The sequence below is a fragment of the Ruegeria sp. BG6 genome (assembly GCF_056538465.1).
Window position 1 is genome coordinate 322,276 of the sequence record NZ_JBQFTB010000003.1, and the last position, 12,827, is coordinate 335,102.

Genomic DNA, 12,827 nt, shown 5'->3' on the forward strand with positions numbered 1-12,827 from the left:
CCTATAGCGCGCGCATCAGCAACCCGCTTGCGATCACTGCAATAATCAGACCCGCCACCAGTTCGATAGTCGGGGCCAGCACGGAAACGAACCGCGTGGCCGAGGCCGAAGCCAGAAGCCCTCCACGCAAGCCGAAGGATGTCCAGCCCACAAGGGTTGTGACCGTCGCAGTGCCCAGCGCCATGGCAAATGCCCCGGCGATGCCGACCATTGCGATACCCATCTGCCAAGTCAGGATCAGCACGAACAGCGCGCCGGTGCAGGGACGCGCAGCGATCCCCGCGATCAGCACCAACGCCTCACGCAGGCTGCCGACATTCGCCACTTCCTCGGGGCTTGGACCATGGCGGTGACCGCACTCGGAACACTCCCCGTGATCGTGGTGGTGGTGATCATGGTGGTCATGATGACGGTGCGCGGAGGACTGTGAGTTTCGATGCTGTCGGGCAAAACTGCGAACCGCACGCAGGACAAGCCACATCCCGATCGCCGCAATGGCCCCATAACTGATCGGAGCCATCACCTGTTCTGTTGTCCCGATCAGGGACTCGCGCGACATCTGAAACACCAGCACCCCGGCATAGACCAGAACGATCGCCGTTACCGCCTGCCCCAGACTGGACAGAACACTGATGGCGGACAATCGCCAGAAAGCGACCTGACGGCCCAGCCCGTAGCCGCCGATCAGAACCTTGCCGTGTCCCGGGCCGATCGCGTGGAAAAACCCATAGGCGAAACAAACCGTCAGCAGGGTTGCGACAGCTTCCGGCTGTTCCGCGCGCGCGGCGCGCAGGGAACGCGCGATCTGGTTCTGGAAGTCCCGTTGTTCACCCGCAGCCCAGGCAGCAAGATGATCGAATCCGCCGCTGCCCCAGAACCACAACAGCAAGGCACAGGACAGCGCGACCGGAATGATCAGGAATTTGGACATGAAACGCGGATCTCGGTCGCAAAGCTTTCCCCGACAAGCGGGATATCGTTTTCTTCAAGGTCGACATCTGCATCCAATGTCAGCAGAAAGGCCTGCATCTGCGCCAGTTGTCCGTCGATATCGGGTTCATGGCGATCGATCTTGCAGCCATCCGGCCCGGAAATTGTCACCGGGCGCGTGACCTCGTAGGCCGTGTAGAAGGTCTCATCGAAAGGTTTGGCGGACAGGTCCGCCGCCGATACGCCGCCAGATTCGACCTCGCGCAAATGAGTTGTCACGATACGCCCGTCTTCGGTAGTCGCGGACGGCTCTGACGGCCCCGTCAATGAAACCGGCGTTCCACCTGCGGTGACGACAAGATCGCCGTTGTAGCCTTCGACCCATTGCATGTCGAAACCGGTCAGAACCTTCTGCTCGGCCTCGGACAACACGCCGTCTGCATCCTGATCGAGTTTCAGGTCTTCCAGAACCAGAAGGGAATAGAATTCGTCATAGACCCAGGTCACGCGGACATGAGTCAATTGGCCCGTCTCATCGACAATGAACTCCAGCCCGGTGTCGATATAGACATGCGGGTGCGGAATTGCCGAAACCGGCAGGCAACAGGTTAACAGTGTGATCAGCCAGCGCATGGCCAGAACATAGGGGCCGAAACCAATTGCGGCAATGCACTTCCGACGTGGATCGCATCATCCGACGCTTGCGCTAGCGCGGGGGAAGCAGAACGAGTGTCTGCAACGCCGTACCCACTGGCCCCTGCGTGTCATACAGGATCGCTTGCGACATTCCGATTCCGTTCGGCTGCCAGTGCGAGACCGACTCGGCCGCCAACCAGTCCGAAACAGGTTCGCGGTGGATGTGCAGCGTCAGGTCCGTGTTCATAAACCCCATGCCCGAAGGTTGCACGTTGCACGAGATACCGTTGCCGCAATCGGCCAGCGGACACAGCGACTGAACAGGCGAAGGCCGTTCGGTGCCAAGCAAATGCGGCGTTCGCAACCAGATCGTCTTGGGACCAAGGCCCTGATTGCCGCCTTTTGGATAGGCCACGTCCACGGCCTGCGCAAAACAGTGCAGGTCATGCCGCAACTCCATCAAGGGAAAATCCCCGGTCACGAGATCATGAAATGCAGGTGCAAGAACCTCAGCCGTGGGAACCTCGCCCAGATTCTTGCGCACAAGATGCATTGTTGTTGCCGTTGCGCACAGCGTGTTGTCCAGATCGTGCACCGTGACCCGTGTTGTCGCCAATGTGCGTGTGTGCCGGGTGGTCTCGGCGGCAACCCGCAATCCCGCCAGCGGCAATGGCCGGATCAGGTCCACCGTCAGCCGGGTCAGCATCTTTTCGGGGCCTGTTTCAGCCTCGGCCGCGCGGACAATCAGACCGGCAACGGGGCCGGCATGACAATGATCGGCGGACCACGGTCCGCGCGCCGGGTCGTTGCCGACAAACACGCCATCCGGGTCAACGTCAAAGAAAGCCTTTTGGCTGGGCATGGCAGTCATCGGTGTCGGATCCCACGGGTCATTTGTCGATCATGTTTCCGCGATCCGACGACGGACCGGGCTTTACCTTTGGACCGAGAATGACTTAGCTGCCCGAAAGATGTCCAGTTGGGTGACGGAACGTCATTCGTTCAAATCGAAACACATGGGGGTGCGAAATGGCATTGTTGGTTGAAACCGGATTGTCCGACTGGATCAGCGATGATGATATTGCGCGCGAAATCCGGCGACACGATCCGGACGCGGACGTGCGCACCCCGGATACGATTGGCGATGCCGCAGACATCACGATGATCGCGCTTGTTGGCCTGCGCCAGGATCAGCCGAAGCGCTATCCGAATTTGAAACTCGTGCAGAAACTCGGCGCCGGGGTTGAGACAATCGTCAGCAATCCTGGCCTGCCCGATCATGTCCGCATCACCCGCCTGAAACCGGATGCACCGGCGCAGGGCATAGCCGAGTGGTTTCTGGCGTATGTGTTGCGCCGGCAGCGGCACATGGCAATCTATGAAGCCGCCCAGCGCCGAGCCGAATGGACGCCGCGCGCGCCCGGCTTCAGCCCTGATACGGTGGTCGGGGTATTGGGGCTGGGCCATATCGGTGCGCGAACCGCCCGGATGCTGCGCGATGTCGGGTTCCAGGTCATGGGATGGAGCCGTTCGCCCAAGCAGATTGAGGGCGTGACCTGCCTGCACGGCGAGAACATGCTGCCCGACCTGCTGGGGCAGTGCGATCATGTCTGTGCCATCCTGCCATCGACACCTCAGACAATCGGATTGTTCGATGAAACGCTTCTGGGTGCGATGAAGCCCGGAAGCCAGTTGCTGAATGCCGGACGCGGTGATCTGATCGACGAAACCGCGCTGATGGCGGCGCTGGATCGCGGCACACCGGGTCATGCGGTTCTGGACGTCACCTCGCAAGAACCCCTGCCTTCGGACAACCCGTTATGGCGGCATCCCCAAGTGACGATCACCCCGCATGTGTCGGGCTGGCATCTGGGCAACGCATTGTCCGATGTGGCCGAGAACTTCCGGCGCCTGACCAGCGGTCAGCCACTGCTGCACGAAGTCGACAGGGCGCGCGGTTACTGATCTGCCGCAAAATGGTCAGGGCGTCAGAATCCAGTTGCCGCTGGCGTCCTTGCATCTGCGCGTTCTGACCTCGCGGGAACTCTCGGCGCCTTCGGGCTGAATGAAATGCTGCAGATGAACGCAGTTGCCGCGAACATCCCGGACCCGGATCGTTCCCTTTGACCCCGTGGCGTCATTGACCCAGCTGCGCTCATCTCCGGCCCGCGCGCTGCCTGTCAGCAACTGGTCCGCCGTGGCATTTACCACTTCAAAATCCGCAGGGGTCAGCCCCATCTCCGATATGATGCGGGACAGCGGTTTGGCGTCTGCGGCAACGCCCAGACCAAAACTCATTACCGCTGCGAAGGTTGCCAATTTCCAGGGCTTCATATTCGCCTCACCGTTCTGAAATAGATTTAGTCCCAAGACTATACCCGCGCTGGTCCGTGGCCAAGCCCCCCACGGCGCGCACCTTCAAATTATCCCGAACAAACCTATCGCAACACAGGCGCTAGGACCGCCGGTTTATTGCCAGCATAGTGCGATCGATACGAACCAGAGGCATTCGATGGCACATCCGACTTATTACGCCCCATCCGGCGGGCATCCCGGCCAGGACCAGATTCTGACAGACCGCGCCATGTTCACCGACGCATACGCGGTGATCCCCAAGGGCACCATGCGCGACATCGTCACCAGTTACCTGCCATTCTGGGAAGGCACGCGTCTATGGGTGCTCTCGCGCCCGCTCAGCGGATTTGCCGAGACCTTTTCGCAGTACATTATGGAGGTTCAGCCCGGCGGCGGATCTGATCGCCCCGAAACCGACGCGCAGGCCCAGGGGGTGATCTTTGTGGTCCAGGGCACTGTCACTCTGACCCTTGGCGGCGAAGTTCATGTCCTTGAAACCGGTGGCTACGCCTACATCCCGCCGGGTTCGGACTGGACGCTGCACAACCGAGCAGATGAAGTGACAAGATTCCACTGGGTCCGCAAGGCTTACGAGGCCGTCCCCGGCCTGCCCGCGCCCGACCCAATCATCACCAATGAACGCGACGTGACCCCCATCGAAATGCCCGGCACCGAAGGGCGCTGGTCGACGACCCGCTTTGCCGACCCGCAGGATCTGCGTCACGACATGCATGTCAACATCGTCAACTTCGAACCCGGCGGCGTGATCCCCTTTGCCGAAACCCACGTGATGGAGCACGGGCTTTACGTGTTGGAGGGCAAGGCCGTCTACAGGCTCAACCAAGACTGGGTCGAGGTCGAGGCCGGAGATTACATGTGGCTGCGCGCTTTCTGCCCGCAAGCCTGTTACGCAGGCGGCCCGGGGCGGTTCCGCTATCTGCTTTACAAGGACGTTAACCGGCACATGCCGCTGAACCTGTCGCGGCGTTAAACGGGTAGAATGGTCATTTGCCTGTCAGGGGTTCACAGAAGCGTCTGAATCTGGTGAAATATCCTCGGGTTATAGTACTGGAGATTGCACCATGTTATTTCGCGGAACGATGTTTGCGCTTGCGGCCGTTATCGGCCTGACGGCGTTCGATGCCGCACCTGTTGCGGCCAGGGAAGAAACCAAATCCGTATTTGTCATGAGCCGTACATGGGCTGTGACACAGGTTTCAGACGCTCCGGTCATTTACCGCGCCACACGGGACAACAACAATCTGAACCCCTTTGGTCCGCCGCCGCGCCTGCGGACGATACAAGCCATAGCGGCGATCCAGCAGGCAACGGGTTGCAAGGTTATCCGCTCAAGCATGTATCAGAACATCTCGGGCCAGTTTTTCTCGCAGGTCTCCTGCGGTTAGAACGGTATCGAAACGGGCATTGAGATCGCCCGGTCAGCCTGCCATAGCTTGCCCATGAAACTCGCGATCAACGGATTCGGCCGTATCGGCCGCACAATTCTGCGGCAGGTTCTGGCCTTGCCGGAAGACAGCAATGTCGAGCTGGTGCTGATCAACGATATCGCCCCGCTTGAGACCTGCGCCTATCTGTTCAAATACGACAGCACCTTTGGCCCTTACGCCGGAACGGTCCTGGCTGAAGGTGACACCCTGATCGTGGACGGGCACCGGGTTCCGATGACCCACAGCGAGGATCTGACCCGTGTGGATCTATCCGGGGTCGATGTCCTGCTGGACTGCACAGGCATCGCACGCACGTCCGATGTTGCCAGCCGAGGATTGACTGCCGGGGCCAGCAAGGTGCTGATCTCCGGCCCCTCGCCCGCGACCGAAGTCACGATCGTACTGGGCGCAAACGAAGACCAGCTGGGCAACGCCCGGATCGTTTCGAACGCGTCCTGTACCACCAACGGGCTGGCTCCGCTGGTGCGGGTATTGGATGGGATCGGCGGCATCACCGCGGCCCATATGACAACGATCCATTGCTACACAAACAGCCAGCCGATGGTGGACGCGCCGCGCGGCGATCTTGCACGCTCGCGTGCGGGTGCGCTGTCCATGGTTCCAACCACAACCAGTGCCACGCATCTGATTGACGAAGTCATGCCTCATCTGGCCGGTCGCATCTCGGGCGCCGCGGTGCGCGTACCCACCGCCAGCGTTTCGGCCGTAGACCTGATCGTGACCCTGGAAAACGAGATGAGCCCCGAGGTGTTTGACGCAAAGCTGCGCGCAGCGGCCGAAAACTCGCCTGTTCTGGGCTGGACGGACCTGCCTCTGGTCTCATCCGATCTGCGAACGCGACCCGAGTCGCTTGTGATCGCGGGCCCCGAAACTCGCATGGTGGGAAACAGGCAGGTCAGGGTGTTTGGCTGGTATGACAATGAATGGGGCTTTTCGGCCCGAATGCTGGATGTCGCGCGCCTGATGGCGGCAAGCTGAAGTCGACGCAGCCCGCCAAACGGCGGGCTGCGATTCACGGATCAGTCGTGGGGCAAGCTGCCCGAGCCATGCCCGGCCATTCCGCCTGACACCTCTTCGGTGGCCTCATCCGCCAGTTCTTCGGGCAGGATCAGATTCAGCACAATTGCGATGACCGCAGCAGGCAAAAGCCCACTTTTCATCAAGATGCCCAAAGTTTCCGGCAAGTGCTGGACCGCATCCGGTTCCAGTTGCAGCCCAAATCCGATGGACAACGAGATGGCAAAGATCACCATATTGCGCCGGTTCCAGTCCACATCGGACAGCATGGAAATACCGGCGGCCACAACCATCCCGAACATGACGATCACACCGCCGCCCAGCACTTCGATCGGAACGGTGCGGATGATGGCCCCGACCTTGGGGACCAGCCCGCACAGGATCAGAAACAGCGCACCAATGGTCACGACATTGCGGCTCATGACGCCGGTCATGGCGATCAGCCCGACATTCTGGCTGAACGACGTGTTGGGCAACCCGCCGAACACTCCGGCAACCGCCGAGCCAAAACCATCCGCATAGGTTGCACCGGCAATCTCCTTGTCGGTGGCTTCACGCCCGGCACCGCCCTTGGTCACACCGGACACATCGCCCACGGTTTCGATGGCCGAAACAAAGGCCATCAGACAGAACCCGATCACGGCAGCGAACGAAAACTCGAACCCGTATTTGAACGGCATCGGCAATGCGAAGGCCGAGGCGCGGCTCCAGCTTGAACCGATTGCCTCAAATGTCACCATGCCAACCATCAGCGCGTATACGTAGCCGGCAGCCAGACCGATCAGCACCGCCGAAACCGACAGCATCCCGCGTGTAAAGAACTTGAGCGCAAGGGTCACGAAGATCACGACCAGAGCCGCCGACCAGTTCAGGGCCGAGCCGTACTCCGGCGTGCCAATCGCCGGAACGCCGCCAGCCGCGTATTGAATACCTACCTTGACCAGCGCCAGACCTATCATGGTTACGACCAGCCCGGTCACCAGAGGCGGCAGCGCAAACCGGATCTTACCGATCACCGCCCCGAGGCTGGCGTGAAACAGGCCACCGATCAGAACGCCGCCGAACAGGGCAGCCAGCCCATCGACGCCCTTACCGGCCACAAGCGGGATCATGATGGGCAGAAAGGCAAAGCTTGTTCCCTGAACGATGGGCAAGGCCGCCCCGACCGGACCAAGTGTCACCGTCTGCAGCAGGGTAGCGACCCCGGCAAACAGCATGGACATCTGGATCAGATAAAGTAGCTCCGGGAAATCGGGCGAATTTGATCCAAATCCGAATCCCGCCGCGCCCGCGACGATGATCGCGGGCGTCACATTGGACACGAACATCGCCAGAACGTGCTGTATCCCAAGGGGAACCGCCTTGTGTAATGCGGGTGTATAGTTCGGATCCCGAAGCTGTTCGGGCGTACCGATCGAAGTGTCGGCCATGAGTACTGTCCTCCCTGTCAGATTTCATGGGGGTCTTACCGCTTATCCTGCGGCTTCAACTGGCTACGGCACGACCTGATAGGGCGTGTCGAACCAGAATTCTTCAAGATTTGCGCCTGCGCCGATCCTGTCGACGACGGCAAACAGGCCGGGGGCGTGGAGCGGCGTCAGGACCCCGTGCCAGGTGCCGCGAAGGTAATTCACCGCCTGCCCCGGCCGGGTCACAAAAGCCAGCGGTCGCCCGGGCTTGCCATCGGCGTCCGGCGCGACGATCACCAGAAAGGGCTGGTGGGTCATCGGGATAAAGGCCTGGCTGCCCTCGGGGTGCCGTTCGACCATGTCGAGCGTATAGGGCAGTGCCCGTGGGTTGGCGTTGAACAGGCTGATCCCGGCGCGCCCGTCGGCAAAATCCAGAGCTGCCCGGTCATGATACCGACCACATTGGCCCTGATTTATGATCTTGTCCGGCTCACCCGCAACGTCGATCACATCGCCGTATGGGGCAAACGCATCAGCGGTCAGCGGCTGAAGGCCGATCCGATTGCTCATGACGGCAACACATCCCGCAGACGGAACTCGGCGATCCGTTCGACCTGTCGACAGGCTTCCGCAAATTCAGTGTCCCGGTCCTGCCCGATCCGCCGTTTGAACGCTTCCAGAATCGATGCCTTGTTGTGATCCCGAACCGCGATGATGAAAGGGAATCCGAATTTGTCCGTGTAGGACTGGTTCAGATCCGTGAAAGTCGCACGTTCATCGTCGGTCAGCGCATCCAGCCCGGCCGAGGCCTGCTCGGACGTGCTTTCCTGGGTCAGACGCTTGGCCTGCGCAAGCTTGCCCGCGAGATCGGGATGCGCTGTCAGCACGCCAAGCCGTTCCGATTCAGTGGCCGAGCGGAACATGCGGGCCAGGGCATTGTGCAGGCCGCCCGCCGTGTCATGCGCCGGACCCAGTTCCAGATCAAAGGCGCGCTCGGCGATCCAGGCTGAGTGTTCGAATATGCCGCCATAGCTGGCCACAAAGTCGTCCCGGCCCATCTCGGTCGGCCTTGCGCGCGGTGTGGGTGGGTAATGCGCTGCCCAGTGTTCGGCGATCTGCAGGCGCGTGGCGAACCACACATCCGAAAACCCGCGCGCGTAATCCAGGAACCGTTTTAGGGCCATCACCCGGCCCGGACGCCCAATCAACCGGCAGTGCAACCCAATCGACAGCATTTTTGGCGCCCCGGCCCCGCCTTCGGCATAAAGCGCATCAAAACTGTCTTTGAGGTAGGAGAAGAACTGATCGCCTGAATTGAACCCTTGTGGCGTTGCAAAGCGCATATCGTTGCAATCCAGGGTGTAGGGCACGATCAACTGATGCCGATCACCGAACCGGGTCCAGTACGGCAGGTCATCGGCATAGGTATCCGCGACATAGGCCATCCCGCCTTCTTCTGCCGCCAGCCTTACTGTGTTTTCCGAGCACCGACCGGTGTACCAGCCGCGCGGGCGCTCACCCACGACTTCGGTATGCAGGCGCACAGCTTCGGCAATCTGGGCCCGTTCCTCGGCCTCGGGCATGTCCTTGTGTTCCACCCATTTCAATCCGTGGCTCGCGATCTCCCACCCTGCCGACTTCATCGCGGCCACCTGATCGGGTGAGCGGGCCAGTGCGGTAGCGACCCCATAAACCGTGATCGGCAGATCTTTCATCAATCGGTGCAGGCGCCAGAACCCGGCCCGTGATCCGTATTCATAGATCGATTCCATGTTCCAGTGACGTTGCCCTGGCCATTGCGCAGCGCCGACGATTTCGGACAGGAAGGCCTCGGACGCGCTGTCGCCGTGCAATACGCAGTTCTCGCCGCCCTCTTCGTAGTTGAGCACGATCTGCACCGCGATCCTTGCACCACCGGGCCAATTGGCATTGGGCGGGGTGGCTCCGTATCCGATCATATCGCGGGGGTAACGAGGGGGCTGCATGTCGTCTTCCGTTCCGGGTTTAACTTCCTGATTAATGCAATAGCCTAAAAATTCGTATCCGATTATCAAATCAATCCGAACGCTGTTTCCGGTTGTTTCGGCATTTCCACCATTTTGATGTTTGCGCCACACTGTGGCAAACCCGATGAAACAGTCAAAGGAGATCACTGTGGCAGGCTACCTGACAACCCATGTTCTGGACACGGCGCGCGGCTGCCCGGCGGAAGGTCTGAAAATTGCACTGTATCAGGTGTCGGGAAACTCCCATCGCAAACTGGTCGAGATGGAGACAAATTCCGACGGGCGCACCAACAGCCCCATCCTGCCGCAGGAAGACTTTGAAACCGGAACTTACGAGCTGATCTTTTTTGCCGGTGACTACCTGCGCGCAACCGGGCAGGCGGCAGAGGATCCGCTGTTTCTGGATCAGGTTCCCATTCGGTTCGGCATGTCCGATGCCGAGGCACATTATCACGTACCGCTGCTGCTTTCCCCCTACGGGTATTCGACTTACCGGGGCAGCTGACCGCTTTCCGCGCGCCTGCCGCCCGTCGCCGACCCTTTCAGGGTCGCCTTCCGTTGGGCCGGGCACTGCCCCTTGCAGGCGCTGTGCGGATTAGCCCTGAAACACTGTTACCCGACTTGATAGAGGTCGCAACCGCGCCGCGGCTTTGCCGCGGCGCCACGCCCAACGCAGTTCAGCGCCTGCAAGGCGCAAACCGTGGCGGGAGCATCGGCTCATCCCGTCGCTTGCGAGCTGCGCACGACCTTGCCGATACGCGAGATCATGAAATCCATAAACAACCGCGCCTTGGGGTCCTGATGGCGGCGATGGGTATAGAGGCATGCCATCTGCACAGGCACCGGCGGCGTCTGCGTCGCAACGGCCACCAAACGGCCCGCTTTCAGATGCTCCGCCACTTCAAAGGCGGGTTTCATCGCAATCCCCTGCCCGGACAACGCCCAATCGGTCAAAACATCGCCGTCATCGCATTCGAAGCGACCTGATACAGCGTATCGCTTCGGGCCCTCGGGTGTTTCCAGCAGCCATTGGAACTCTGTCGCGCCGGGGAAACGAAGGTTCAGACACTCATGCTTGTCCGAAACCAGGTCCGCGCCGGTCTGCGGCATGCCCCTGCGTTCCACGTAATCCGGCGCGGCGCATAGCACCCGCTGGCAATCCGCGATCTTTCTGATCCGCAGGGTGCTGTCCTCGGGCTGGCCAATGAAAAATGCCAGATCCAGGCCTTCGGTGGTCAGATCCACCGACCTGTCCGTCAGCCGCAGGCGCACGTCAATCTCAGGGTATTCCAACAGAAAATCAGGCACATGCGGGGCCAGCAATCGGCGGCCAACCCCCAACGGCGCCGCAACGAATAGCGATCCCCTTGGCGCTTCGGTCAGATGGACAACCTTCGCCTCGGCCTCATCCACCGCATCCAGAACCGCGACCGCACCGGGATAAAAGGCGCGACCCTGTTCGGTCGGACTGAGGTTTCGCGTGGTGCGTTGAAACAGACGCACGCCCAGATGATCCTCAAGCTGGGAAATCCGGGCCGAGGTTACGGCAGGGGAGATCCGCAGGTCTCGACCCGCAGCGGACATGCTGCCCAGATCATAGACACGGACAAAGGTACGGATGTTCTCGAGATAGGACATCTTATCGATTTTTTTGATACAGTTTGACAATATACGGGAATACCGAAGAAAATCCCTTTTGCCTAGTGTGACGGCAAGCAATCGGAGACTTCTTGCATGTATGACCTCGCCGTGTTCTGGGACTGGATGGCCTTTGCTGTGCGCTGGCTGCACGTGATCACCGCCATCGCGTGGATCGGATCATCCTTTTATTTCATAGCGTTGGATCTTGGACTGAACCGCGACATCCCCGGCCCCGCCGATGGCGAGGAATGGCAGGTGCATGGCGGTGGCTTCTACCACATTCAGAAATACCTCGTCGCGCCCGAGCGGATGCCGGACCACCTGACCTGGTTCAAATGGGAAAGCTATGCGACCTGGCTCAGCGGGGCGGCGCTTCTGATGATCGTCTATTGGGTCGGCGGCGAGCTGTATCTGATCGACGCGCAAAAGGCCGATCTGGCACTGTGGCAGGGAATTTTGATCTCGGCCGCCTCGCTGACCGTGGGCTGGCTGGCCTATGACTACCTGTGCAAATCCGGTCTTGGCGAACGCCCCACCCTTTTGATGGTGCTGCTGTTCGTGCTGCTGGTGGCAATGGGTTGGGGGTACAACCAGATCTTCACCGGCCGTGCAATGATGCTGCATCTGGGGGCCTTCACGGCCACTATCATGACGGCGAACGTGTTCTTCATAATCATGCCCAACCAGCGCATCGTAGTGGATGACCTGAAGAACGGGCGCACACCGGACCCGAAATACGGCAAAATCGCCAAGCTGCGGTCCACGCACAACAACTACCTGACGCTGCCGGTCGTGTTCCTGATGCTGTCGAACCACTATCCACTGGCCTTTGCGACCGAATACAACTGGATCATCGCGGCGCTGGTCTTTCTGATGGGTGTCACCATCCGGCACTATTTCAACACCCGCCATGCCCGTGCCGGCAACCCGACCTGGACCTGGCTGGTCACCGCCCTGCTGTTCATCGCCATCATGTGGCTGTCCACCGCGCCGATGTACAAACCGCTGGAAGAGGCCGAAGCGCAGCCGCTGACGCCTTATGAACAAAAGTTCGCCGCCGCAGACGGGTTCGAAGAGGCGCATGACATCGTTCTGGGCCGCTGTTCAATGTGCCACGCTCGCGAACCGGTCTGGGAGGGTATCCTGTGGGCACCCAAGGGCGTGCTGTTGGAAACCGAAGGCGACATCGCAAGAAACGCAAAGCAGATCTATCTGCAGGCAGGCGTCAGTCATGCGATGCCGCCTGCAAATGTCACCTTCATGGAGCCCGAGGACCGCGACGCCCTGATCCGCTGGTTCCGGAATGCGGGTCTTTGACCGCACAAAAGATTGCCTCAAATCGCAATTCGCACGTCATTTCCCTT

General features: G+C 60.4%; 14 protein-coding genes. 6 read left to right on the forward strand and 8 right to left on the reverse strand.

Annotated features, from left to right (window positions below; genetic code table 11):
- Position 1: 1 nt before the first annotated feature.
- The 3 genes from ACR0JW_RS08575 to ACR0JW_RS08585 all read right to left on the reverse strand — a co-directional run bounded on the left by ACR0JW_RS08575 (position 2) and on the right by ACR0JW_RS08585 (position 2,437).
- Positions 2–931: a HoxN/HupN/NixA family nickel/cobalt transporter gene (locus ACR0JW_RS08575; protein WP_170678212.1), complete on the reverse strand. Its 930-nt coding sequence runs from the start codon at positions 929–931 to the stop codon at positions 2–4.
- Positions 916–1,563 carry a DUF1007 family protein gene (locus ACR0JW_RS08580; RefSeq protein ID WP_170678214.1) on the reverse strand — a complete coding sequence of 216 codons (648 nt, stop codon included), beginning with the start codon at positions 1,561–1,563 and terminating at the stop codon, positions 916–918. Before ACR0JW_RS08580 ends, ACR0JW_RS08575 begins: the two co-directional genes overlap by 16 nt.
- A gap of 73 nt (positions 1,564–1,636) precedes the next feature.
- The gene (locus ACR0JW_RS08585) at positions 1,637–2,437 is read right to left on the reverse strand and encodes a thioesterase family protein (protein WP_170678216.1); all 801 of its coding nucleotides are present in this window, start codon (positions 2,435–2,437) and stop codon (positions 1,637–1,639) included.
- Between the two features lie 158 nt (positions 2,438–2,595).
- On the opposite strand from ACR0JW_RS08585, the gene ACR0JW_RS08590 reads away from it, so the two are divergent.
- Positions 2,596–3,531, forward strand: a complete 936-nt coding sequence (locus ACR0JW_RS08590) for a 2-hydroxyacid dehydrogenase (RefSeq protein WP_170825121.1) — start codon at positions 2,596–2,598, stop codon at positions 3,529–3,531.
- 15 nt (positions 3,532–3,546) lie between these two features.
- Here the strand turns inward: ACR0JW_RS08590 and ACR0JW_RS08595 are convergent, their stop codons facing one another.
- The gene (locus ACR0JW_RS08595) at positions 3,547–3,900 is read right to left on the reverse strand and encodes a hypothetical protein (protein ID WP_170613371.1); all 354 of its coding nucleotides are present in this window, start codon (positions 3,898–3,900) and stop codon (positions 3,547–3,549) included.
- 178 nt (positions 3,901–4,078) lie between these two features.
- On the opposite strand from ACR0JW_RS08595, the gene ACR0JW_RS08600 reads away from it, so the two are divergent.
- The 3 genes from ACR0JW_RS08600 (at position 4,079) to ACR0JW_RS08610 (ending at position 6,368) form a co-directional block, all read left to right on the forward strand.
- Positions 4,079–4,912 (forward strand): bifunctional allantoicase/(S)-ureidoglycine aminohydrolase, encoded by an 834-nt coding sequence (locus ACR0JW_RS08600; RefSeq protein ID WP_170678222.1) that lies wholly within the window; start codon positions 4,079–4,081, stop codon positions 4,910–4,912.
- A 91-nt stretch (positions 4,913–5,003) separates the two neighbouring features.
- The gene (locus ACR0JW_RS08605; RefSeq protein WP_170613375.1) at positions 5,004–5,327 is read left to right on the forward strand and encodes a hypothetical protein; all 324 of its coding nucleotides are present in this window, start codon (positions 5,004–5,006) and stop codon (positions 5,325–5,327) included.
- A 54-nt stretch (positions 5,328–5,381) separates the two neighbouring features.
- Positions 5,382–6,368 carry a glyceraldehyde 3-phosphate dehydrogenase NAD-binding domain-containing protein gene (locus ACR0JW_RS08610; protein WP_170678224.1) on the forward strand — a complete coding sequence of 329 codons (987 nt, stop codon included), beginning with the start codon at positions 5,382–5,384 and terminating at the stop codon, positions 6,366–6,368.
- Between the two features lie 41 nt (positions 6,369–6,409).
- Here the strand turns inward: ACR0JW_RS08610 and ACR0JW_RS08615 are convergent, their stop codons facing one another.
- From ACR0JW_RS08615 to puuE, 3 genes are all read right to left on the reverse strand, one after another.
- Positions 6,410–7,837: a nucleobase:cation symporter-2 family protein gene (locus tag ACR0JW_RS08615; RefSeq protein ID WP_170678226.1), complete on the reverse strand. Its 1,428-nt coding sequence runs from the start codon at positions 7,835–7,837 to the stop codon at positions 6,410–6,412.
- Positions 7,838–7,900: 63 nt separating this feature from the next.
- A complete protein-coding gene (locus ACR0JW_RS08620) occupies positions 7,901–8,386 on the reverse strand; it encodes an ureidoglycolate lyase (protein WP_170678229.1) in 486 nt (161 codons plus the stop codon).
- Positions 8,383–9,801: an allantoinase PuuE gene (gene puuE / locus ACR0JW_RS08625; RefSeq protein WP_170678231.1), complete on the reverse strand. Its 1,419-nt coding sequence runs from the start codon at positions 9,799–9,801 to the stop codon at positions 8,383–8,385. Before puuE ends, ACR0JW_RS08620 begins: the two co-directional genes overlap by 4 nt.
- 169 nt (positions 9,802–9,970) lie before the next feature.
- Between puuE and uraH the strand changes: the two genes are divergently transcribed.
- Positions 9,971–10,327, forward strand: coding sequence for a hydroxyisourate hydrolase (gene uraH, locus ACR0JW_RS08630; protein ID WP_170678585.1), 357 nt, complete (start codon positions 9,971–9,973; stop codon positions 10,325–10,327).
- 212 nt (positions 10,328–10,539) lie between these two features.
- Here the strand turns inward: uraH and ACR0JW_RS08635 are convergent, their stop codons facing one another.
- Complete coding sequence (locus tag ACR0JW_RS08635) at positions 10,540–11,460, reverse strand: LysR family transcriptional regulator (protein ID WP_170678233.1); 921 nt, start codon at positions 11,458–11,460, stop codon at positions 10,540–10,542.
- A gap of 96 nt (positions 11,461–11,556) precedes the next feature.
- Here ACR0JW_RS08635 and ACR0JW_RS08640 point away from each other — a divergent pair, with 96 nt between their 5' ends.
- Positions 11,557–12,780: a urate hydroxylase PuuD gene (locus tag ACR0JW_RS08640; protein WP_170678235.1), complete on the forward strand. Its 1,224-nt coding sequence runs from the start codon at positions 11,557–11,559 to the stop codon at positions 12,778–12,780.
- The last annotated feature ends 47 nt before the right edge of the window (positions 12,781–12,827 follow it).

Bases quoted from the DNA above. Each gene is read 5' to 3' on its own strand.
- ACR0JW_RS08575 (WP_170678212.1), bottom strand. From the start codon at position 931: ATGTCCAAATTCCTGATCATTCCGGTCGCGCTGTCCTGTGCCTTGCTG.
- ACR0JW_RS08580 (WP_170678214.1), bottom strand. From the start codon at position 1,563: ATGCGCTGGCTGATCACACTGTTAACCTGTTGCCTGCCGGTTTCGGCA.
- ACR0JW_RS08585 (WP_170678216.1), bottom strand. From the start codon at position 2,437: ATGACTGCCATGCCCAGCCAAAAGGCTTTCTTTGACGTTGACCCGGAT.
- ACR0JW_RS08590 (WP_170825121.1), top strand. From the start codon at position 2,596: ATGGCATTGTTGGTTGAAACCGGATTGTCCGACTGGATCAGCGATGAT.
- ACR0JW_RS08595 (WP_170613371.1), bottom strand. From the start codon at position 3,900: ATGAAGCCCTGGAAATTGGCAACCTTCGCAGCGGTAATGAGTTTTGGT.
- ACR0JW_RS08600 (WP_170678222.1), top strand. From the start codon at position 4,079: ATGGCACATCCGACTTATTACGCCCCATCCGGCGGGCATCCCGGCCAG.
- ACR0JW_RS08605 (WP_170613375.1), top strand. From the start codon at position 5,004: ATGTTATTTCGCGGAACGATGTTTGCGCTTGCGGCCGTTATCGGCCTG.
- ACR0JW_RS08610 (WP_170678224.1), top strand. From the start codon at position 5,382: ATGAAACTCGCGATCAACGGATTCGGCCGTATCGGCCGCACAATTCTG.
- ACR0JW_RS08615 (WP_170678226.1), bottom strand. From the start codon at position 7,837: ATGGCCGACACTTCGATCGGTACGCCCGAACAGCTTCGGGATCCGAAC.
- ACR0JW_RS08620 (WP_170678229.1), bottom strand. From the start codon at position 8,386: ATGAGCAATCGGATCGGCCTTCAGCCGCTGACCGCTGATGCGTTTGCC.
- puuE (WP_170678231.1), bottom strand. From the start codon at position 9,801: ATGCAGCCCCCTCGTTACCCCCGCGATATGATCGGATACGGAGCCACC.
- ACR0JW_RS08635 (WP_170678233.1), bottom strand. From the start codon at position 11,460: ATGTCCTATCTCGAGAACATCCGTACCTTTGTCCGTGTCTATGATCTG.
- ACR0JW_RS08640 (WP_170678235.1), top strand. From the start codon at position 11,557: ATGTATGACCTCGCCGTGTTCTGGGACTGGATGGCCTTTGCTGTGCGC.